Origin of the sequence: Pseudomonas sp. NPDC077451, assembly GCF_044543345.1 — a bacterium.
Taxonomy (GTDB): Bacteria; Pseudomonadota; Gammaproteobacteria; order Pseudomonadales; family Pseudomonadaceae; genus Stutzerimonas.
Map to the genome: position 1 here is coordinate 645,613 of NZ_JBITVX010000001.1, position 20,097 is coordinate 665,709.

Genomic DNA, 20,097 nt, shown 5'->3' on the forward strand with positions numbered 1-20,097 from the left:
GTGTGGTTTGGACTTTCGAGAGTTCGCATGAGCGATAGTTTGATATTGGAGCGCACCCAGCGGTTTCTTTCCCTGTTACGCCACTGTCAGGTCCTGGGCATGCGCGTCGAGCATGCGAGCGCCAAGGGGCTTACGTTGTGCCTTCCCTATAGCGAAAAGATCGTCAGCAATCCTGAGACTGGACGCGTCCACGGCGGGGCGATCACGACATTGATGGACACCACTTGCGGTATCTCCACGGCGTGCGCGCTACCTGAGCTCGAGATCTGTCCCACGCTTGATCTCCGCATTGATTACATGCATCCCGCCGAACCAAATCATGATGTGTTTGGCTTTGCTGAGTGCTACCGCGTAACACCGACAGTCATTTTCACCCGTGGGGTCGCTTATCAGCGTGATATCAACGAACCGATTGCACACGTTGTGGGTGCTTTCATGCGCATGGGCAAGAACAGCCTAATGAAAGCGCCGGAGGCACCGCAATGAGTGTTCCGGACCTGGACGCGCTGGTCCGTGAGGCTCACGCCAGCAATGATTACGATGTGCTTCTGAACATGGTGCCGTACGCCAGGCTCATCGGTATCGAGTGTTTGCGGCTGGGCGATGAGATGGTGTTTCGGCTGCCAAAGAACCAGGACAACATCGGCAACCCTACGCTTCCAGCCATCCACGGCGGCGTGATTGCTGGCTTCATGGAGCATGCGGCAATGCTCCATCTGCTGATGTTCATGGGCGCGCCACATTTGCCCAAAATCATCGACTTCTCGATAGATTATCTTCGAGCGGGTCACTATCGTGACACCTTCGCCGCCTGCCAGGTCTGGCGCCAGGGACGCCGTGTGGCCAATGTTGCCGTGACGGCCTGGCAAACCAATCAGGCCGAACCGATCGCTACTGCACGTTGCCACTTCAAGGTCAACGAGCCCTGATAGGCCTGGCCGGTGTCACTTGTAGTTGTCTCGAAGGTGTTGAATGGATGCGTTGCTGATACTGGGTGGGCTACTGCTGATTGTAGCGGGTCTGGTCTGGTTGATCGTTCTGGCGTTCGGTACGGGCTTGTTGTGGGGCGTCGGCTGTCTGCTACCCCCGGTGACTCTGCTCTATATCGCGCGCCACTGGAGTAACGCCCGGAAGGCGGTGGGGCTGTCCGCTTTGGGCTTTATCCCTCTTGTAGTTGGGTTTACGTTGCTCGCTAACCACGATCCGGGGCGAATCGCAGCCATCACCAGTCTTGAATGGCTTGAGCCGGATGAGATGCAGGGCCAGCAGCTTAGTTTTCGCTTGCACGGGCAGCTCGATGGCAGGCCGTTCGAGCCTAGGGTTGGCAGTTTCACGGATGGCGTACTTACACTACGTGAAGGGGATCAGCTGTTTGCCCAGCAGGAAGTGAGCATTCGCCTTGGCGAAAAGCCGCCTGGAGCTGTGCAGGTCGATGTGCTGCCCGAGGACACCGGTGCTGTCCCGGAGATCGAAATCAACTGGATGCGTCCAGAACAAGAGCTACCTGAGGCGCGCCGAGTTCGAAGCGGCTACACCTTACATCTGGATCTGCAGCCGGTGCCGCCGAACAAGCTGGCCGGTGACTTCCATCTGGTCTTGCCCGCCCATTACCACACGAGCCTCAGTGGACACATCGAACTGTTCACCGACAACCTGCGTTATCGTTCAGGCCAGGTGGATCTGACGCATGACTCGGCTGAGACACTCGCTTATGTGGCCAAGGATCATCTGCAGCGACGCTTCGAGACGCGGGCAGTGACCATCGGGGCGCTGCCTGCTGTTACCTTCCCTGCGTCGAGCATGATCCTCTCGGTGCAAGCCGAAGTTGAAGGTTCGCCGAGTCTTTTCGAACTCAATATGTACAAGGGTGACCAAGGCTGGGCGGTCGTCGACGATACCTATCCGCCGCTGAAGGCTACAGTCGAAACCCAGCCAAAGGTTACTACTATCCAAGCAGCACCACTGCCCGATAGCACCGCTTCGGCCCGAATCGATCGCCGGCAGCGGTTCTCTCTGGCGCGGTTGCTGCGCAATCCAGAGCGCTACGAACATCTGCAAATACGCGCCCATACCAAGCGCGGTGGTGTTGCGGAAGGGCGCTTCAAAGGGCTCGATCGGGACGGCAACCTGTCTATCAGACAACGGCTGAAAGGGCCGGGGGAGGCAGTGTTCAATCTCAGCCCCGACGATATCGTTCGGCTTGAGCTACTCGAGCCTTAGTCGGCCTGGGGGAGGTCGCTGTACGAAGGTTCGCAATCGCACCAGGCATGCGTCGCACTTGAATTTTAGCGCCAAGCCCCCATCTGCTTGTCATCGCCGCAGTTGCGGTCCGTGCCATTGACGATGTGGAGTTTGCAAGACGATGAGTGTGGAGACTCAAAACAAAGAAACCCTGGGCTTCCAGACCGAAGTGAAGCAGCTGCTTCACCTGATGATCCATTCCTTATATTCAAATAAGGAGATCTTCCTTCGCGAGCTGATTTCCAACGCCTCGGATGCTGCCGACAAGCTTCGCTTCGAAGCGCTGGCGAAGCCTGAGCTGCTTGAGGGCGGAGCCGATCTGAAGATTCGTGTCAGCTTCGATAAAGATGCCAAGACCGTCACTCTCGAAGATAACGGCATCGGCATGAACCGCGAAGACGTTATCACCCATCTGGGCACTATCGCCAAGTCGGGTACGGCTGATTTCATGAAGCACCTGACCGGTGACCAGAAGAAGGATTCACACCTGATCGGTCAGTTCGGCGTTGGCTTCTATTCCGCCTTCATCGTCGCGGAGCAGGTTGAGGTGTTCAGCCGCCGCGCCGGTACGTCTGCAGAAGAAGGCGTGTATTGGTCCTCGAAAGGCGAGGGCGATTTCGAGGTTGCGAACATCGAGAAGCCGGAACGTGGCACTCGCATCGTTCTGCACCTCAAGTCTGGCGAAGAAGAGTTTGCCGACGGTTGGCGCCTTCGCAACATCATCAAGAAATACTCCGACCACATCGCGCTGCCGATCGAATTGCCGAAAGAGTTTCATGGTGAGGAGAAAGACAAGCCGGCCGAGACCGAGTGGGAAACCGTCAACCGAGCCAGTGCGCTTTGGACCCGTCCACGCACCGAGGTGAAGGACGAGGAATATCAGGAGTTCTACAAGCACGTCGGGCACGACTTCGAGAATCCGTTGGCCTGGAGTCATAACAAAGTTGAAGGCAAGCTCGAATACACGTCGTTGTTGTTCGTTCCTGGCCGCGCGCCGTTCGACCTGTATCAGCGAGAAGCACCCAAAGGACTGAAACTTTACGTCCAGCGGGTCTTCATCATGGATCAGGCCGATGAGTTCCTGCCGTTGTACCTGCGCTTCATCAAAGGCGTAGTCGATTCCAACGACCTATCGTTGAACGTGTCCCGCGAGATCCTGCAGAAGGATCCGGTGATCGATTCGATGAAGTCGGCGCTGACCAAGCGCGTGCTGGACATGCTGGACAAGCTGGCCAAGGACAAGCCGGAGGACTACAAGAACTTCTGGAAGCAGTTCGGTCAGGTATTGAAAGAAGGCCCGGCGGAAGATTTCGCGAACAAGGAGAAGATAGCCAGTCTGCTGCGTTTCGCTTCCACCCACGATGGTTCCGGCGAGCAAAGCGTGTCGCTGGCTGAGTATCTGGGCCGTGTCAAGGATGGGCAGGACAAGGTCTACTACCTCACCGGCGAGTCGTATGCGCAGGTCAAGAACAGCCCGCATCTGGAAGTCTTCCGCAAGAAGGGTATCGAGGTGTTGCTGCTGACCGATCGTATCGACGAGTGGCTGATGAGCTACCTGACCGAATTCGATGGCAAGCAGTTCGTTGATGTCGCCCGCGGTGACCTGGACCTCGGCAAGCTGGACTCCGAAGAGGACAAGAAGGCTCAGGAAGATATCGCCAAAGCAAAGGAAGGCCTGGTAGAGCGTCTCAAGACAGCGCTTGGCGATGAGGTTGCTGAAGTGCGCGTATCGCACCGTCTGACTGATTCGCCGGCAATTCTGGCGATTGGTGAGCAAGACCTGGGCTTGCAAATGCGCCAGATCCTCGAGGCCAGCGGACAGAAGGTGCCGGAATCGAAGCCGATCTTCGAGATCAATCCGGCACACCCGCTGATTGAAAAACTCGACGCCGAGCCGGATGAAGACCGCTTCGCCGATCTTTCGCACATCCTCTTTGATCAGGCAGCCTTGGCGGCAGGGGACAGCTTGAAGGACCCTGCAGCTTATGTGCAGCGCCTCAACAAGCTGCTGGTTGAGTTATCCGCTTAACCTGATCTGCCGCAAAAAAGGCCCGTCACTGACGGGCCTTTTTCGTTCAGCTGCGTTTGCTGAAAGAACCAGGGTAAGTCAGGCTAAAAGCGCGGCTCGCTTGTAACAGCGTCACCGCGTTATGAACCGCCAAGCGACGGGACGGTCTATCTGCGTGCCATCAGGAGGACATCGGTTGCTCAACATACGAAACTGTCTCGCCGCGTTTTGCCTGGTTGTCTCGGCCGCACCGGTACAGGCACGGGACTACCACTACAGCGACGCCCATCTGCACTTCGTCGACTTTTTTCAGGAAAGCGCTGGCATGGACCAGCTGCTTAAGGCCATGGACAAGGGCGATATCGATCACGTGATGATCAGCGGCATACCGGTTGCTAAGAAATGGCATGAGAATGAGCCCAAACGCCCTCGCTACTACGCGGGCGATGACGCGGCCGTCTACTGGTACAGTGCGACCGATGTGGTGGTCGCTGCGGCACTTAAGGAGTTAGACGAAGAGCAGCGCAAGCGCTTCCATCCGTTTCTGTCGGGCTTCAATCCGAATGACAAGAACGCCGATGCGCATATCCGTCGGATGCTCGATATGGATCCAGGTCTATGGCAGGGACTTGGTGAGATCTTCACGCGGCATGATGATGTGACGGCTCTGACTCAGGGCGATACGCCCCGTGCCAACAACGAAGCGTTAACGCGGGTCTACCACCTGGCAGCCGAGTTCGATCTGCCGGTCATGCTGCACTCAAACATCACCTCCAAGCGCGAGCGCAATCCGCTCTATCTGGCTGAACTGGAAGAGCCGCTGCGTAACCACCCGCATACGCGCTTTATCTGGGCGCATGCTGGTACCAGCAAGGAGCTGCATCGTCACCAGAAGAAGCTGGACTTCCTGCTACCTACCGTCAAACGCCTGCTCGATGACTATCCGAATTTATACGTCGATTTGTCATGGACCATGCTTCGTCCGTATCTGCTGGATAGCGCAGGCGGACCCGATCCCGACTGGGTGGCCTTGGTCGAGCGGCATCCTACACGCTTCATGATTGGTTCAGATGTGGTGGGGCGCTTCGAAGGTTTGAGGGAGGCGATGCGCGCTTTTGATCCTTTCCTCGATGCGTTGCCCGAGGCGGTGGCACGCAAAGTGGCGCGTGACAATTTTCTCGCTGTACTTCCGCGTAAGCGGCAGGCGGAGGTGCGGTAAACACGGGCGTAGCGTCGGGTTGGCTCCATGGCCGCTCGTCCGGCGTCACCCCTGATTCGCCCCTTCTCGACACCAGGATTTCGAGGTGTCCGTTCCTGCTAATTGATCAAGATTCGTGACCTGTCTTTTTAGCCATCTTTGGGTGCTATTCAGGCCAGCGCGGCGAGCCAGGTACGGGCATCGCTGGGATTGATCTTAACGAGCGGGTAGCGCGACTTCCTATCTGACCCGCTTTGTTTCGGCGACGCCCCGCAAGGGGCTTCATGTTCTGCACTGTGCTACAAGGCGTCAGTCCATCCGTTTTGCCCCAAAGCTGGGCAGAACGGGTGGAGATGCGTACCATCCGGCGTTTTTCGCAGGGCTTCGGCTGTCGCTTCCAGGGCGATGGGCCTCGCCTGATCCAGCCGTCTACGCCGAGACTTCGCTATGTCCAATCCCTCATCTCCTCTAATTCGAGCTTATAACCGTATCGGTCTGGTCACGCAGATTGTGGTCGGGCTTGTTGCTGGCTGTCTTCTGGCCTGGCTGTGGCCCGAGGCCGCAGCGTCAGTCAGCTTGCTGGGAAGTCTGTTCGTCGCAGGATTGAAGGCGGTTGCGCCGGTATTGGTGTTTGTTCTGGTCACTGCGTCGCTGGCCAATCACAAGCGCGGACAGCCGACGCACATTCGCCCGATTCTGATGCTCTATGCGTTGGGCACGGTCAGTGCGGCAGCCGTTGCCGTTATCGCCAGCTTCATGTTTCCGACCAGCCTGACGTTGGTCAGCCAGGCAAATGACGTCGTACCGCCAGCAGGTGTCGCGGCTGTTTTGCAGACGTTGCTGTTCAACGTCGTGGATAATCCGGTCCATGCGCTGATCGAAGGTAACTTCATCGGCATCCTGGCGTGGGCGATTGGACTTGGGTTTGCGTTTAGGCATGCGCGTGAGAGCACTCGCGATCTAATCGCCGATGTCTCGGAAGGCGTTACCTTGATCGTCAAGGTCGTCATCGGGTTTGCTCCGCTGGGTATCTTTGGTCTGGTAGCCGGGACCTTAGCCGAGTCCGGCTTTGCCGCGCTGGTCGGTTACCTGCAGCTCCTGATGGTGCTGGTGGGCAGCATGCTGTTCATGGCGCTGGTGGTTAACCCCTTGATCGTGTTCTGGCAGATTCGCCGCAACCCTTACCCGCTGGTGTTCACCTGCCTGCGGGAGAGCGGTATCACTGCGTTCTTTACCCGCAGCTCAGCAGCCAACATCCCGGTGAACATGCAGTTGTGCGAGCGGCTCGGGCTGCATAAGGACACCTACTCTGTTTCGATCCCGCTTGGTGCGACCATCAATATGGGTGGGGCGGCTATTACCGTTACAGTGCTGACATTGGCAGCCGTGAACACGCTGGGCATCGTTGTGGATATCCCGACGGCGATCTTGCTCAGTCTGCTTGCGGCGGTTTGTGCCTGCGGTGCCTCTGGTGTCGCTGGCGGTTCGCTGTTGCTGATTCCGCTGGCTTGCAGCCTGTTTGGGATTTCCAACGATTTGGCGATGCAAGTCGTCGCAGTCGGATTCATCATCGGAGTAATTCAGGATTCGGCCGAGACGGCGCTGAACTCCTCGACGGATGCGCTCTTTACAGCAGCATCATGCATAGCGCATGGAGATGTGGAAGGACAGGTGCAGGCCTCCTGATCTACTGCTTTCGTCCAGGTCGCGTTCCGGTCCGGTCACGCGATCTGATGATGACGACATATAAACATCCACAAACAACAACGGCGCCCTGAGGCGCCGTTGTCGTTTACTAGCTGTGCTGATCAGCCTTTCCAGCGCTTCAGTACCAACGTTGCGTTGGTGCCACCGAAGCCAAAGCTGTTACTCATGACGGTGTCGATCTTGGCATCTTCGCGGGTTTCGCGAACGATCGGCAGGTCAGCGACTTCTGCATCGAGCTCTTCGATGTTGGCCGAGCCGGCAATGAAGTTGCCCTGCATCATCAGCATGCAATAGATCGCTTCATGAACACCTGCGGCGCCCAATGAGTGACCTGACAGGCTCTTGGTCGAGCTGATGGCTGGGATCTTGTCACCGAACATGTTGCGTACGGCCTTGCTCTCAGCGACGTCGCCCACCGGAGTGGAGGTGCCATGGGTGTTCAGGTAATCGACATCACCTTCAACCGTGGCCATCGCCTGCTGCATGCAGCGCAGCGCGCCTTCGCCGCTCGGCGCGACCATGTCGTAGCCATCGGAGGTAGCGCCGTAGCCGACAATTTCCGCGTAGATTTTAGCGCCGCGCTTGAGCGCATGCTCCAGCTCTTCGACTACCACCATGCCGCCACCACCCGCGATGACGAAGCCGTCACGCTTGGCGTCGTAAGCACGCGAGGCTTTTTCCGGCGTCGCGTTGTACTGGCTGGACAGTGCGCCCATGGCGTCGAACAGGCAGCTCTGGCTCCAGTGCTCTTCCTCGCCGCCACCGGCAAAGACGACGTCCTGCTTGCCCATCTGAATCTGCTCCATGGCATGGCCGATGCAATGCGCACTGGTCGCGCAGGCCGAGGCGATGGAGTAGTTGATGCCCTTGATACGGAACGGCGTAGCCAGACAGGCGGAAACCGTGCTGCTCATGGTGCGCGGCACGCGGTATGGGCCGATGCGCTTGACGCCCTTTTCGCGAAGAATGTCGATGGCTTCCATCTGATTGATGGTAGAGGCGCCACCGGATCCTGCAATGAGGCCGATGCGCGGATTGGAAATATCCTCAGCACTGAGGCCTGAGTCTTCCAGAGCCTGTTGCATCGCCAGATAGGCGTAGGCCGCCGCATCGCCCATGAAGCGCAGAACCTTGCGGTCGATCAGCTCTTCCAGGTTCAGGTCAACCGAGCCGGAGACCTGGCTACGCAGGCCCATATCGGCATAGGCCTGATTGAAGCGAATACCGGGGCGACTGGCCCGTAGGTTGGCGGAAACGGTGTCTTTGTCATTGCCGAGGCAGGAAACGATACCCAGGCCGGTGATTACGACGCGACGCATGCGGAAGTCCTTCAGAAGCTATCAGTAGATGTAAACAGGCCGACACGCAAACCTTCGGCACTGTAAATCTCGCGACCATCCACGCTAACGGTTCCATCGGCGATTCCGAGGACCAGAGAGCGGCTGATGGTGCGTTTGATATGAATGTTATAGGTAACCTTCTTGGCGGTCGGCAGGACCTGACCGAAGAATTTGACCTCGCCAGAACCCAGCGCACGACCACGGCCCGGGTTGCCCTGCCAGCCCAAATAGAAGCCGACCAGCTGCCACATGGCATCGAGGCCCAGGCAGCCAGGCATGACCGGGTCACCTTCGAAGTGGCAGGCAAAGAACCAGAGATCAGGGTTGATATCCAGCTCTGCAACCAGCTCGCCCTTGCCGTACTTGCCGCCGACTTCGCTGATATGAACGATGCGGTCAACCATTAGCATGTTCGGCGCGGGCAGTTGCGCATTACCGGGGCCGAACAGCTCGCCGCGGCTGCAACGGAGCAGATCTTCCCGAGTAAAGGCCTGTTGTTTGGTCATGCGTATTCCTCAATGGTCCCTTTATGGAGGGCTTGCTGCGTTCATCCGACTCGAATAAGCGAGTCCGGTCATAAGACTAGTCATAGACTGCCGCCTTGCGCTGAAAGTCACAGCACAGGGACATGGGTACCGCTCGTTTCGACCAACCACGAGACGACCATGGTAGAAACGGGCCGATACTTTAACACTCCTGATCCGTGACAACGACCATGTGACGTTCTGCCTCTTATAGACCATTGTGGAATGCCTCCCCAGGATGCTGACAACGCAAGCCTGGATACACGGTCTTTCGCCATCGCTCGGCGCGATCGGAAATTGTAATCGGATGATTCAGCTGCCATCAGGGTTTGCACTGGTTGCGTGCGGAGCGCTACGTATAATGCTGACCATTGCACTCGGTGCCTAAACGGATCCCCCATGACTGAACAGCAACCCATTGCGGTGCTTGGCGGCGGCAGCTTCGGAACCGCTATCGCAAACCTGCTTGCCGAGAACGGCCACAGCGTCCGATTGTGGATGCGCGATGCCGAGCAGGCCGAGAGCATTCGCACGCACCGCCAGAATCCGCGCTATCTGAAAGGTGTGACGCTGCTGCCAGGCGTCTGCCCTGTCACCGATCTAGGGCAGACGCTGGCTGAGTGTCAGCTGATCTTCGTAGCATTGCCTTCCAGCGCCTTGCGCCAAGCCTTATCACCTTTCGCTGATCATCTATCGGGGAAGATGTTGGTCAGCACTACGAAAGGCATCGAGGCACAGGGCTTCATGCTGATGAGCCAGATCCTCGAAGAAATCGCGCCACAGGCTCGAATCGGGGTGATTTCAGGACCTAACCTGGCGCGAGAAGTAGCCGAGCATGCACTGACCGCGACGGTTGTCGCCAGCGACGATGAGGCGCTTTGCCGTTGCGTGCAGCAGGCGCTGCATGGGCGGACCTTTCGTGTCTATGCCAGTTCCGACCGGTTTGGCGTTGAGCTTGGCGGAGCATTGAAAAACGTTTACGCGATCATGGCTGGTATGGCCGCGGCTCTCGGCATGGGCGAAAACACCCGCAGTATGCTGATCACGCGCGCCCTGGCTGAAATGACTCGCTTTGCTGTTAGGCTCGGCGCAAATCCGATGACGTTCCTCGGGCTGGCAGGAGTGGGAGACCTGATCGTCACCTGCACCTCGACGAAGAGTCGCAACTTTCAGGTGGGCCATGCTCTTGGTGAGGGGTTGAGTCTCGATGAGGCGGTGTCGCGGCTGGGTGAAGTGGCCGAAGGCGTCAATACCATCAAGGTATTGAAGACCAAGGCAGAGGAGCTACAGGTCTACATGCCACTGGTCGCGGGTCTGCATGCCATTCTGTATGAGGGGCGTACGCTGGATCAGGTGATTGCGCTGCTGATGCGCGGCGAACCGAAGACCGACGTGGATTTCATTTCCACCGACGGTTTCTGATACGACAACGGAGCTACCAATGAACACATCACAACGTAGCGCAGAGCGCGAGTCGCTGATTCTGCGCGCACTCTGGATGCTGATTTTCTTTTTTGTCTGGCAGCTGGCCGAACTGGCTCTGCTGGTTGTAATCGTGGCGCAGTTAGTGCTGCAGGCGGTGAATGGCAAAGCCAATGACAGCTTGCTGGAGCTGGGTGACAGCCTCAGCCAGTACGTGGCGCAGATAGGCCGTTTCGGCACGTTCAATACCGATCGCAAACCGTGGCCGATGTCTGATTGGCCGAAACCGCGTCCGGCCGACAGGGAATCGGTGCCTCCTGTGCAGCCGGCCCCGCCAAAACAGGAGCCGCAGCCATGATGTTGTGGCTGTTGCGCCACGGCGAAGCGGAGCCCCGTAACCGGACCGATGCCGAGCGTAACCTCACCGCTGCGGGCCGAGTCGAAGTGGAGCGCGCCGCCGCGCATCTACAAGGGCAACCGCTGCAGGCCATTCTGGCAAGTCCCTATCAGCGAGCCCAGCAGACTGCTGAGATCGTCCGGCAGGCGCTCGGTTTTACCGGATCGGTAGAAACCGTACCCTGGTTGACGCCGGAATCTGATCCGGCCGATGCGCTGCTCTATCTCGATCGTCGAAGCGAACAGCATGTGTTGCTGGTCACCCATCAACCCTTTGTCGGTGTGTTCGGCGGGTGGCTGGTCAGTGGTCACCGTGACGCGCCTATTGCGATGGCCACCGCCAGCCTGGCCGAATTGGAAGGGGAGCACGTTGCGGCGGGGTTGATGCGCCTGGTTGCGCTGCGGCATCCAGTCTGACGGCAACTAGCTACGATCGATGCTGCGCTTGCAACTGCAAGTGACTTGCCGCAGATAAAACAAAGAAAGACAGGAGCGATATGTGAGCATTTGGCAGCGACCACCGAGCCTCGAACAACTCAACGCCAACCGTCAGAACACCATTGTCGAGCTGCTCGATATTCGTTTCGAAGCCGTCGAAGAGGATTGCCTCACGGCCAGCATGGTCGTGGACTCCCGTACTCACCAGCCCTATGGGTTGCTGCACGGCGGTGCTTCGGTAGTGCTCGCCGAGACCGTTGGGTCGATGGCCAGCTACCAATGTATCGACCCGAGCCGATTTTATTGTGTTGGCCTCGAAGTGAACGCCAACCATATCCGCGCGGTACGCAGCGGTCGTGTCACCGCGGTCTGTCGTCCGGTTCATCTGGGACGGTCCAGCCATGTTTGGGACATACGGCTGCACGGGGATGACGGCAAGCTGAGCTGCATCTCGCGTTTGACTGTTGCGGTCGTGCCGATTGGCGAAAACAGTCCGCAGCCTATCGAGGCGTTGTAAACGCTCTATTTGGCAGGACTGCCTTTGCTTCTGCCGCTTCGGCCGATTGCCGTTAAGGGAAGGGGCGCCAGACAATGACCGTCGTCTCCATCAGCGCCCATAACTCATGATGCAACGCATTTTTTTCGCTCACGCCAACGGTTTTCCATCCGCCACCTATCGCAAGCTGTTTGAAGACCTAACGCCTGAGTACGCAGTCACCCACCTCGATCAGCACGGTCATGACCCGCGCTTCCCGGTCGATGACAACTGGCAGAACCTGGTGCAGGAGCTGATTGAACAGCTAGCGGCGTTGCAGGAGCCAGTCTGGGGAGTCGGTCATTCGCTTGGTGGAATGCTGCACTATCACGCCGCCTTGCAACGCCCGGAGCTTTATCGCGGGGTGGTCATGCTCGATTCGCCTATGCCGACCTGGCTGGATCAGACCTTGATCTGGGCGGGTAAACGCTTTGGTTTCATTGATCGTCTGACGCCCGCGGGACGTACCCTTGGTCGTCGCGAACAGTTCAGTTGCGTCGACGAAGCGCGGCGTTACTTCGCCAGCAAGGCACTGTTTCGTGCTTTCGATCCTGCCTGCCTGGATGCGTATGTCGAGCATGGGCTCGAGCCGACTGCTCAAGGGGTGCGTTTGCGCTTCGACCCGGAGACTGAAATTCGTATCTATCGTAGCGTGCCGCATGTGACGCCCGGCTGGCCCCATGCGCTGAAGATGCCGCTGGCTGTCGTGCGGGGACGTGAGAGCCGAGTTGTGCTGCCCCATCATCTTTATCTGCTACGGCTGGTTGCGCACGGCGAGGCGCATACCTTGCCCGGCGGGCATATGTTTCCGCTCGAGCGACCGCATGAAACCGCGGCCCTGCTCAGGCAGTTGTTCGGTCGCTGGACCGAACTGGACAGGCGGGGTGCCGCATGAGTGTCACGTTCGAAGAGATCCGTCTGAGCCTGCCACATATCGAGGTTGCGGCTCACCTGTACGGTCCGGAGGACGGTCAGCCGGTCATTGCTTTGCACGGCTGGCTGGACAATGCGGCCACCTTTTCGCGTTTGGCGCCGTTGCTTGAGGGCGTCCGGATCGTTGCGCTAGACCTGCCAGGGCACGGGCATTCCGATCATCGACCGCTTGGGGCGGCGTACAACATCTGGGACTACGCGCACGACGTCTTGCAGACGGCCGAACAGTTTGGCTGGAAACGGTTTTCTTTATTGGGGCACTCGATGGGCGCCATCGTGTCGGTGTTGCTGGCCGGTGCCATGCCTGATCGGGTCGAGCGACTGGCCCTGATCGACGGGGTGATCCCCTATACCGGCGAAGCCGAAACGGCGCCGCAGAAGCTTGGGGAATCGCTGCAAAAATTGCTTGTCGTCGACGACAAGCGAAAGCCGGTCTACGCCAGCTTCGAGCAGGCTGTCGCGGCGCGCATGAAAGGCGTGGGGGCGGTCAGCCACGAGGCGGCAGAGCGGCTAGCGCAGCGAGGGTTGATGCCGGTTCCAGGCGGCTATACCTGGCGCACTGATGCACGCTTGATGCTTCCGTCGTCGATGCGCCTGACTCGTGCCCACGCGTGGGCATTCGTGCATGGCGTTGCCTGCCCGGCGAGCCTGGTGCTGGCGGAGCAAGGTTTGCTGACCCAGCCGGCCATGCTCGAACTGACCCAGGCCTTGCCATTCGTGCTGCATCGGTTGCCCGGCGGCCATCACCTGCACTTGGATGATCAAGTCGGGGCCGAAGCGGTGGCGGCGGTTTTCAACCCGTTCTTCGCAGGGTGAATCGAGCCAGGACGGGATTACGCAAGAATCTGTCGCAAAGCCCCGCTTGACTTGCATTTGCCAACTGGTGACGCTGGGCTATCGCCTCAGCAGGGAACACCGCAATGATCAACCTCCATACCACTGCCACCTCCAAGGGTCAGACCCCGCCGTCGGTCGTGACCCATTGAGGTGTCGTATGCGAGTTAGATGGATAACAGCGCTGATCCTGGCTATCGGTACCGCTGATGCGGCGGATCTTCCGGGCAGCAGAGATTTCGACTTGCTTCCGCGATACCCGCAATCTGAAATCGTGGGCTTCAAAGAGCGGGACGTGCTGGACCGAACCTATCCGCTGGATTCGATACGGCGTATCAGCGGGCGGCTACGCATGAGCGACCAGATCGCCGCCAGCGGCCACCTGACGGCGGTTACCTATCTGCTGCCCGATGTCCATACTGGCATCGAAGCGTTCGAGCGTGGACGAAATCGTCTGTTGAACGAGGGCGCTGAACTGCTTTTCTGGTGTGAGGGTCGTGAGTGCGGATCGAGCAGTCTATGGGCTAACGAGGTGTTTCATCGCTCGACGCTGTACGGCCCAGAGGCGAGGCAAGCCTATTTGCTGGCGCGCCTGCCAGGCGATTCGGATCGGCTGATGGCGCTATACGGTGTAACCCGTGGCAACGGTCGTCCTTATCTGCATGTGGAGCAGTTCGAGCCTGATCAGTCGCTCGGTATCATCCTGCCAAATCCGGGCACTCTGTTGCGTCAGTTGAAAAGCACTGGCGAACTCTGGCTGCCTCGATTGCCGCAAGAGCCGACGGCGGAGTGGGGCGCGCTGCTGGCCAATGTCCTGCGGCTCGACAGCACGATACGGGTCTCGCTGAAAGGCAAAGGCGCTGCGGCTTGGTATGAAGCGCTTACACAGGAACGAATCAAGGCGCGGCGCATGGAAGCGGAGACCTCCGACGAGGATGGGCTGCGTATGACGCTGTTGCGTTGAGGGTATATTCCAGACTGCAATAGCCACTGCTTCTGGTCCACTTTGCTCCAAAGTGCACCGCCTTCTCCATAGGTAACACCATGCTTAACAACGATCGTCTGCTGGTGCAGATTCTGCTCCTGGTGCTGCTCGGTGCCTGTGTGTGGGTGCTGGCCCCGTTTGCCTCGGCGCTATTCTGGGCAGCGGTGCTGGCATTCGCCAGTTGGCCGATCATGCGCGTGCTGACCCGTTGGATGAAGGGCAATTCCACGCTTGCCGCAACCCTGTTGACCGGCGGTTGGATGGTGCTGGTAGCCGTGCCGCTGGTCTGGCTCGGATTCAACATTGCCGACCAGATCCGCGAGTTCAACGTGCTAGTGCACAACCTGCAAGTGCAGGGACTACCAGCACCGCCGGCGTGGCTCGCTGAGCTGCCACTGATCGGCGACAACCTGTTGAATATCTGGAACACGCTGGACGAGCAAGGGACGGCATTTTTCGCGACGATCCGGCCCTATGTCGGTCAAGTCGGCAACTGGTTGCTGGTGCGCAGCGCGCGCGTAGGCGGGGGGATGCTGGAGCTCGCGCTCAGCCTGATACTCGTGTTCTTTTTCTATCGCGACGGGCCAAAACTGGCTGCATTCGTCCATAGCCTGCTGCACCGATTGATCGGTGATCGCGCTGATCATTATCTGGAACTGGTGGCAGGGACAGTTCAGCGCGTCGTCAACGGTGTGATCGGCACTGCTGCTGCCCAGGCGATTCTGGCGTATGTCGGCTTTAGCATTGCAGGCGTACCCGGTGCGCTGATCCTCGGTCTGCTGACGTTCGCTTTCAGTTTCCTGATGGTCCCACCCTTGGTCTGGGGCCCCGCCACGCTCTGGCTCGTCTGGCAGGGACAGTACGGCATGGCGATCTTCCTGGGTATCTGGGGAATGTTCATCATCAGTGGGGTGGACAACGTGCTGAAACCCTACCTGATCAGTCGCGGAGGCAACCTGCCATTGGTGGTGGTGCTGCTTGGCGTGTTTGGTGGCGTGCTGGCGTTCGGTTTCATGGGGCTGTTCCTCGGCCCGACGCTGCTGGCAGTTGCCTACAGCCTCTTGGAAGACTGGCTGGTCAAGGAAGTGCCAGGGGTCGTCACGCCAGCAAAACTATCGGGCAATCAATCCAACGATGCAGCAGTCCGCGACTAGCCAGCTGTTGCTGATTGTCGGCTCCCTGTTTAGAGCTGCTCGCGCTCGTACTTATCAAGCGCGTCGCTGGCAATTATCTGCCCCAGCTTGATCAGCTCCGGTGCTTTGTAAAACTCGTAGAAACGGCAGGCGCGCTTGGGAATGTTGACCAGCACGTTGGGTGGGTAGCCGGCAATCTTGTATTGCGTCAGTGAGGATTGCATCACCTCGAAGCTCTGGTTGATGAGTTCCAGCAAGGATGCCGGGCCGCCCACGTCGATCACCATCGAACCCTCGGCTGACTTCGGCGCGCTTTGCCCAGACGGGGCGCCCGGCGGCTGGCTCGCACCAGGCCCATCGACAGCGGTGAGTTCGGCTATATGCTCTTCAAGCCCCTTGCTGCGCCAGAACGGAAGGTGCGAGCTGATCGAGCTGACCATGGCATCGAAGCGTCCTGGTCGGACCACTTCCGGCAGGGGGTATTGTCGATGGTTATTGGCGTTGAGGTTGACGGCGATGATGATGTCGCTGTGGCTTGAGACCACCGGCACGATTGGTAATGGGTTGAGTATCCCGCCGTCGACCAGCATTCGGTTGCCTTGCATGACCGGCGTGAACAGGCTTGGGATGGCTGCTGAGGCACGCATGGCCAGTTCCAAGTTGCCCTCCTGGAACCAGATCTCTTGCTGGTTCGTGAGATCGGTCGCAACTGCTGTGAACGGAATCGGCAAATCCTCGATGTTGACCGATCCGAGCATCTCGCGAATCCGTCCGAAGATCTTCTCGCCGCGTATCGCCCCGAGGCTGAAACTCGGATCAACCAATCGCAGCATGTCGAAGTAATCTAGGCTTTCGATCCATTCGCGGTACTCTTCCAACTTGCCTGCTGCGTAAATACCGCCTACGACTGCACCCATCGAGCAACCTGCGACGCAGGTGATCTCGTACCCCCGGGTTTCGAGTTCTTCGATCACGCCGATATGCGCATAACCGCGTGCGCCTCCTGAACCCAATACCAGTGCGACCTTGTTGCCCATGTGATTCTCCCTTTGGCATGGGGCTGTAGCTTCAAGCTTCGGGCTGCAAGCTTCAAGCTAAAGCCGAGGAGCCGGCCGCTTCATTGCAACCCTATCGGCCATGGCGCAGCGATGCGGTGACCAGCCTTGCTACAATCGTCGCCCGTTTTGCCAGCATCACGAGACCTTTCCCAGATGAGCGAACCCATCCGCCTCACCCAATACAGCCACGGTGCCGGCTGCGGCTGCAAGATTTCACCCAAGGTGCTGGACGTGATCCTCGCCGGCAGCGGGGCACAGAATCTCGATCCGCGTTTGTGGGTCGGAAATGCCTCGCGTGATGATGCTGCGGTGTATGGCATCGACGAAGAGCGCGGGGTTGTATCGACTACGGATTTCTTCATGCCGATCGTCGATGATCCCTTCGATTTCGGCCGCATCGCCGCGACCAATGCCATCAGTGATATCTACGCCATGGGCGGGGACCCGCTGATGGCGATCGCCATCCTTGGCTGGCCCGTCAATGTGCTGCCGCCGGAAATAGCCCGCGAAGTCATCGCAGGCGGTCGTGCCGTGTGTGAAGCCGCAGGCATTCCGCTGGCGGGCGGGCATTCAATCGACGCGCCCGAGCCGATCTTTGGTCTAGCGGTCACCGGCCTGGTCAACAAGAGCCAGATGAAGCGCAACGACACGGCCACGGTTGGATGCAAACTCTATCTGACCAAGCCATTGGGAATCGGCATCCTCACCACTGCGGAGAAAAAGGCCAAGTTGCGGCCCGAGGATGTCGGCAGGGCGCGTGACTGGATGTGCACGCTCAACACGCCCGGCAGCCGCTTCGGCAAGCTCGACGGCGTGCGGGCCATGACCGATGTCACCGGTTTCGGGCTACTTGGCCATTTGGTCGAAATGGCCGATGGCAGCGCTGTGACCGCGCGCATTGACTACGCCTGTGTGCCGCGTCTGGACGGCGTCGAGTACTACCTCGAGCAAGGCTGTGTGCCCGGTGGCACTGGCCGTAACTTCGACAGTTATGGCGACCGCATCGCGGCCATTGACGAGGTGCAAAAACAGCTGCTTTGCGACCCGCAAACCAGTGGCGGATTGCTGGTTGCGGTCGCGCCGGAAGGCGAGGCGGAGTTCCTCGCGGTCGCCGCCGAACTCGGCCTGACGCTCAAGCCAATCGGTGAAGTGATCGAAGCCGGCGCCTATGCCGTTGAGGTACGTTGATGCGTGGTGATACCGATAACTTTGTTGAGCTGTTCCTTAACGATGTACCGATGATGGACGCGCGAGCGCCTGTGGAATTTGCCAAAGGCGCATTCCCCGGCGTGGTCAACCTGCCGCTGATGAACGATCTCGAGCGGCAGAAGGTTGGCACCTGTTACAAGCAGCATGGGCAACAAGCGGCGATTGAACTGGGCCACCGGTTGGTGAGTGGTCAAGTCAAGGCCGACCGAATTCAGGCTTGGGCCGAATTCGCGCGCAACAACCCTCAGGGCTACATCTACTGTTTCCGCGGCGGGTTGCGTTCACAGCTGGTGCAGCAGTGGCTCAAAACCGAGGCGGGGATCGACTATCCGCGCGTGACCGGTGGCTATAAGGCGATGCGGCACTTTTTGCTTGAAACCATTGAGCATGCCGCCGCGCATGACAATTTCGTGTTGGTCGGCGGTATGACTGGGACGGGTAAAACCGAGGTGCTGGCACGCCTGGACGACGGAGTCGATCTGGAAGGCATTGCCAATCATCGCGGTTCAAGCTTCGGCAAGCGCGCCACTCCGCAGCCGGTGCAGATCGACTTCGAGAACGCCCTGGCGATTCGCTTGTTGAAGATGCAGAAAGCGGGTGCGAGGCAATTCGTTTTGGAGGATGAAGCGCGGCTGGTCGGTCGTTGTTCGATTCCGCTGCCCTTATTTCAGGGGATGCAGCAATATCCGCTGGTCTGGCTCGAAGACAGTTTCGATGGACGGGTGGACCGGATCCTCAAGGATTATGTGATCGACCTCTGTGCAGAGTTCACCGTTGAGCACGGCGCGGAAGGATTCACCGCATTTGCCGAGCGTTTGCAGCAAAGTCTGGTCAATATCAGCAGGCGGCTTGGCGGCGAATGCTATACACGGCTGGCGGCAATCATGAATCAGGCGCTTGCCGAGCAAGCGAGTACCGGCTCGGTTGATCTCCACCGCGAGTGGATCGAGACGTTGTTAAGGCAGTACTACGATCCGATGTACGCCTACCAGCGTGAAAGCAAGGCCGCCCGGATCGAATTCGCAGGTGAACAGGACGCGGTCGTGGAATTCTTGCGCGAGCGCGCCGCGGTTCAACAAAACTGAGCAGGTCTCGGAAAAGAGGATGTATCGATGAAGAACATTATCTGTCTATCGCTGTTGGCACTTGCCCTTACCGGTTGCGCCGCCAAGACGGCCTATCGAGACAGCTGCGCATCTCAGCTGAACGCCGCTTGGGAAGAGCAGAGCCTGGCCGAGGCGGAAGGGTTCGCCGGCACGGTGAGCTATTCCAAGGCGATGGCACTGCTGACGGGCGCCAAGACCCAGCAACAATTCGAGGCTTACCAGGGCTGCGTGGAGAAGGCCAAGAAGGCGCGCTTCTATCTGCGTGAATCGCGCGCAGGCCGCTGATACCGCTGCGATTCTGTGGCAGCCGTCCGGCTGCCACTTCTTATCCATCGGTTCTGGCCGGGTGCCAGACCGACTCAGTAGGAATCCGCATGCTGCTCGATTTTTCTAACCTGGCGCCAGTCGAGGCCTATCGCTGGCTGGCGTCCACCATCACGCCCCGACCGATTGCCTGGGTCTCGACGTGTTCGACCGCAGGCGTCAGCAATCTTGCGCCGTTCAGTTTTTTCCAGGTGATTAGCAGCAACCCGCCAACGCTGCTGATCAACGTCGGACTCAAGGACGGCTTGCAGAAAGACACCGCCCGCAACGCGCACGAAACGGGGGAGCTCGTTGTGCAGCTCGTCAGTGCAGAGCAAGCCGAAGCGATGAACGCCTCTGCGGCTGCATTGCCTCATGGCATCAGCGAATTTGAACACTGCGGGATTGCCAGCGAATCCGCGAGCCTTGTGAAGGTGCAGCGGGTCGCTGGTGCACCCGTTGCCTTCGAATGCCGTGTCGCGCAGATCCTGCCGTATCCTTCCGAGTCGCCCAATTGTCAGCTCATCTTCGCTGAGGTGTTGTTGGCGCATATCGACGACCGCGTGCTAGATGAGCGCGGTCGTGTTGATTCCGCGCGGCTCGATCTAGTCGGCAGGCTCGGCGGTGCAGCATATAGCTACACGCGCGAGCGTTTCGAGATGCAGCGACCCTAGTGGGCGCGTGCGTTTCCGACCGCTTGGGCGATGGCGCGCGTTTCGGGGTCTGA

General features: G+C 58.9%; 21 protein-coding genes. 18 read left to right on the plus strand and 3 right to left on the minus strand.

The window, feature by feature from the left end:
- Positions 1-27 precede the first annotated feature (27 nt).
- The 6 genes from ACIGHL_RS03050 (at position 28) to sstT (ending at position 7,133) form a co-directional block, all read left to right on the plus strand.
- The gene (locus tag ACIGHL_RS03050) at positions 28-486 is read left to right on the plus strand and encodes a PaaI family thioesterase (protein WP_045426329.1); all 459 of its coding nucleotides are present in this window, start codon (positions 28-30) and stop codon (positions 484-486) included.
- A complete protein-coding gene (locus tag ACIGHL_RS03055; protein WP_045426331.1) occupies positions 483-929 on the plus strand; it encodes a PaaI family thioesterase in 447 nt (148 codons plus the stop codon). Before ACIGHL_RS03050 ends, ACIGHL_RS03055 begins: the two co-directional genes overlap by 4 nt.
- A 43-nt stretch (positions 930-972) precedes the next feature.
- Positions 973-2,220, plus strand: a complete 1,248-nt coding sequence (locus ACIGHL_RS03060; RefSeq protein WP_128119274.1) for an MFS transporter — start codon at positions 973-975, stop codon at positions 2,218-2,220.
- Positions 2,221-2,362: 142 nt separating this feature from the next.
- Positions 2,363-4,270, plus strand: coding sequence for a molecular chaperone HtpG (htpG, locus tag ACIGHL_RS03065; protein WP_128119275.1), 1,908 nt, complete (start codon positions 2,363-2,365; stop codon positions 4,268-4,270).
- A 211-nt stretch (positions 4,271-4,481) separates the two neighbouring features.
- Positions 4,482-5,468, plus strand: a complete 987-nt coding sequence (locus tag ACIGHL_RS03070; RefSeq protein ID WP_413818154.1) for an amidohydrolase family protein — start codon at positions 4,482-4,484, stop codon at positions 5,466-5,468.
- A 426-nt stretch (positions 5,469-5,894) separates the two neighbouring features.
- Positions 5,895-7,133 (plus strand): serine/threonine transporter SstT, encoded by a 1,239-nt coding sequence (gene sstT, locus ACIGHL_RS03075; protein WP_128121152.1) that lies wholly within the window; start codon positions 5,895-5,897, stop codon positions 7,131-7,133.
- Between the two features lie 122 nt (positions 7,134-7,255).
- Here sstT and fabB read toward each other — a convergent pair whose 3' ends face one another.
- Positions 7,256-8,473: a beta-ketoacyl-ACP synthase I gene (gene fabB / locus ACIGHL_RS03080; protein WP_128121153.1), complete on the minus strand. Its 1,218-nt coding sequence runs from the start codon at positions 8,471-8,473 to the stop codon at positions 7,256-7,258.
- Between the two features lie 11 nt (positions 8,474-8,484).
- Positions 8,485-9,000 carry a 3-hydroxyacyl-[acyl-carrier-protein] dehydratase FabA gene (fabA, locus tag ACIGHL_RS03085; RefSeq protein WP_045426348.1) on the minus strand — a complete coding sequence of 172 codons (516 nt, stop codon included), beginning with the start codon at positions 8,998-9,000 and terminating at the stop codon, positions 8,485-8,487.
- 417 nt (positions 9,001-9,417) lie between these two features.
- Between fabA and ACIGHL_RS03090 the strand changes: the two genes are divergently transcribed.
- The 8 genes from ACIGHL_RS03090 (at position 9,418) to ACIGHL_RS03125 (ending at position 15,715) form a co-directional block, all read left to right on the plus strand.
- Positions 9,418-10,440, plus strand: a complete 1,023-nt coding sequence (locus tag ACIGHL_RS03090) for an NAD(P)H-dependent glycerol-3-phosphate dehydrogenase (protein ID WP_128121154.1) — start codon at positions 9,418-9,420, stop codon at positions 10,438-10,440.
- A 19-nt stretch (positions 10,441-10,459) separates the two neighbouring features.
- Positions 10,460-10,798 carry a DUF4389 domain-containing protein gene (locus ACIGHL_RS03095; protein WP_128121155.1) on the plus strand — a complete coding sequence of 113 codons (339 nt, stop codon included), beginning with the start codon at positions 10,460-10,462 and terminating at the stop codon, positions 10,796-10,798.
- A complete protein-coding gene (gene sixA / locus ACIGHL_RS03100) occupies positions 10,795-11,253 on the plus strand; it encodes a phosphohistidine phosphatase SixA (RefSeq protein ID WP_128121156.1) in 459 nt (152 codons plus the stop codon). Before ACIGHL_RS03095 ends, sixA begins: the two co-directional genes overlap by 4 nt.
- 82 nt (positions 11,254-11,335) lie before the next feature.
- A complete protein-coding gene (locus ACIGHL_RS03105) occupies positions 11,336-11,791 on the plus strand; it encodes a hotdog fold thioesterase (RefSeq protein ID WP_128121157.1) in 456 nt (151 codons plus the stop codon).
- Between the two features lie 106 nt (positions 11,792-11,897).
- The gene (locus ACIGHL_RS03110) at positions 11,898-12,704 is read left to right on the plus strand and encodes an alpha/beta fold hydrolase (protein ID WP_128121158.1); all 807 of its coding nucleotides are present in this window, start codon (positions 11,898-11,900) and stop codon (positions 12,702-12,704) included.
- Positions 12,701-13,558: an alpha/beta hydrolase gene (locus ACIGHL_RS03115; RefSeq protein ID WP_128121159.1), complete on the plus strand. Its 858-nt coding sequence runs from the start codon at positions 12,701-12,703 to the stop codon at positions 13,556-13,558. Before ACIGHL_RS03110 ends, ACIGHL_RS03115 begins: the two co-directional genes overlap by 4 nt.
- Before the next feature lie 178 nt (positions 13,559-13,736).
- Positions 13,737-14,540, plus strand: coding sequence for a DUF4892 domain-containing protein (locus ACIGHL_RS03120; RefSeq protein WP_128121160.1), 804 nt, complete (start codon positions 13,737-13,739; stop codon positions 14,538-14,540).
- An 80-nt stretch (positions 14,541-14,620) separates the two neighbouring features.
- Complete coding sequence (locus ACIGHL_RS03125) at positions 14,621-15,715, plus strand: AI-2E family transporter (RefSeq protein WP_128121161.1); 1,095 nt, start codon at positions 14,621-14,623, stop codon at positions 15,713-15,715.
- Between the two features lie 29 nt (positions 15,716-15,744).
- Here the strand turns inward: ACIGHL_RS03125 and ACIGHL_RS03130 are convergent, their stop codons facing one another.
- Positions 15,745-16,731 carry a patatin-like phospholipase family protein gene (locus ACIGHL_RS03130; RefSeq protein ID WP_128121162.1) on the minus strand — a complete coding sequence of 329 codons (987 nt, stop codon included), beginning with the start codon at positions 16,729-16,731 and terminating at the stop codon, positions 15,745-15,747.
- A 174-nt stretch (positions 16,732-16,905) separates the two neighbouring features.
- On the opposite strand from ACIGHL_RS03130, the gene selD reads away from it, so the two are divergent.
- The 4 genes from selD (at position 16,906) to ACIGHL_RS03150 (ending at position 20,044) form a co-directional block, all read left to right on the plus strand.
- Positions 16,906-17,940, plus strand: a complete 1,035-nt coding sequence (gene selD / locus ACIGHL_RS03135; protein ID WP_046164023.1) for a selenide, water dikinase SelD — start codon at positions 16,906-16,908, stop codon at positions 17,938-17,940.
- Complete coding sequence (gene mnmH / locus ACIGHL_RS03140; protein ID WP_128121163.1) at positions 17,940-19,046, plus strand: tRNA 2-selenouridine(34) synthase MnmH; 1,107 nt, start codon at positions 17,940-17,942, stop codon at positions 19,044-19,046. The genes selD and mnmH overlap by 1 nt, the downstream gene beginning before the upstream one ends.
- A gap of 27 nt (positions 19,047-19,073) precedes the next feature.
- Positions 19,074-19,352 (plus strand): hypothetical protein, encoded by a 279-nt coding sequence (locus ACIGHL_RS03145; RefSeq protein ID WP_045426380.1) that lies wholly within the window; start codon positions 19,074-19,076, stop codon positions 19,350-19,352.
- 89 nt (positions 19,353-19,441) lie between these two features.
- Positions 19,442-20,044 (plus strand): flavin reductase family protein, encoded by a 603-nt coding sequence (locus tag ACIGHL_RS03150; RefSeq protein WP_216706797.1) that lies wholly within the window; start codon positions 19,442-19,444, stop codon positions 20,042-20,044.
- Positions 20,045-20,097 lie beyond the last annotated feature (53 nt).

What these genes read in the sequence shown, in the direction of transcription:
- ACIGHL_RS03050 (WP_045426329.1), top strand. Translation starts at nt 28, where the DNA reads ATGAGCGATAGTTTGATATTGGAGCGCACCCAGCGGTTTCTTTCCCTG.
- ACIGHL_RS03055 (WP_045426331.1), top strand. Translation starts at nt 483, where the DNA reads ATGAGTGTTCCGGACCTGGACGCGCTGGTCCGTGAGGCTCACGCCAGC.
- ACIGHL_RS03060 (WP_128119274.1), top strand. Translation starts at nt 973, where the DNA reads ATGGATGCGTTGCTGATACTGGGTGGGCTACTGCTGATTGTAGCGGGT.
- htpG (WP_128119275.1), top strand. Translation starts at nt 2,363, where the DNA reads ATGAGTGTGGAGACTCAAAACAAAGAAACCCTGGGCTTCCAGACCGAA.
- sstT (WP_128121152.1), top strand. Translation starts at nt 5,895, where the DNA reads ATGTCCAATCCCTCATCTCCTCTAATTCGAGCTTATAACCGTATCGGT.
- fabB (WP_128121153.1), bottom strand. Translation starts at nt 8,473, where the DNA reads ATGCGTCGCGTCGTAATCACCGGCCTGGGTATCGTTTCCTGCCTCGGC.
- fabA (WP_045426348.1), bottom strand. Translation starts at nt 9,000, where the DNA reads ATGACCAAACAACAGGCCTTTACTCGGGAAGATCTGCTCCGTTGCAGC.
- ACIGHL_RS03090 (WP_128121154.1), top strand. Translation starts at nt 9,418, where the DNA reads ATGACTGAACAGCAACCCATTGCGGTGCTTGGCGGCGGCAGCTTCGGA.
- ACIGHL_RS03095 (WP_128121155.1), top strand. Translation starts at nt 10,460, where the DNA reads ATGAACACATCACAACGTAGCGCAGAGCGCGAGTCGCTGATTCTGCGC.
- sixA (WP_128121156.1), top strand. Translation starts at nt 10,795, where the DNA reads ATGATGTTGTGGCTGTTGCGCCACGGCGAAGCGGAGCCCCGTAACCGG.
- ACIGHL_RS03110 (WP_128121158.1), top strand. Translation starts at nt 11,898, where the DNA reads ATGATGCAACGCATTTTTTTCGCTCACGCCAACGGTTTTCCATCCGCC.
- ACIGHL_RS03115 (WP_128121159.1), top strand. Translation starts at nt 12,701, where the DNA reads ATGAGTGTCACGTTCGAAGAGATCCGTCTGAGCCTGCCACATATCGAG.
- ACIGHL_RS03120 (WP_128121160.1), top strand. Translation starts at nt 13,737, where the DNA reads ATGCGAGTTAGATGGATAACAGCGCTGATCCTGGCTATCGGTACCGCT.
- ACIGHL_RS03125 (WP_128121161.1), top strand. Translation starts at nt 14,621, where the DNA reads ATGCTTAACAACGATCGTCTGCTGGTGCAGATTCTGCTCCTGGTGCTG.
- ACIGHL_RS03130 (WP_128121162.1), bottom strand. Translation starts at nt 16,731, where the DNA reads ATGGGCAACAAGGTCGCACTGGTATTGGGTTCAGGAGGCGCACGCGGT.
- selD (WP_046164023.1), top strand. Translation starts at nt 16,906, where the DNA reads ATGAGCGAACCCATCCGCCTCACCCAATACAGCCACGGTGCCGGCTGC.
- mnmH (WP_128121163.1), top strand. Translation starts at nt 17,940, where the DNA reads ATGCGTGGTGATACCGATAACTTTGTTGAGCTGTTCCTTAACGATGTA.
- ACIGHL_RS03145 (WP_045426380.1), top strand. Translation starts at nt 19,074, where the DNA reads ATGAAGAACATTATCTGTCTATCGCTGTTGGCACTTGCCCTTACCGGT.
- ACIGHL_RS03150 (WP_216706797.1), top strand. Translation starts at nt 19,442, where the DNA reads ATGCTGCTCGATTTTTCTAACCTGGCGCCAGTCGAGGCCTATCGCTGG.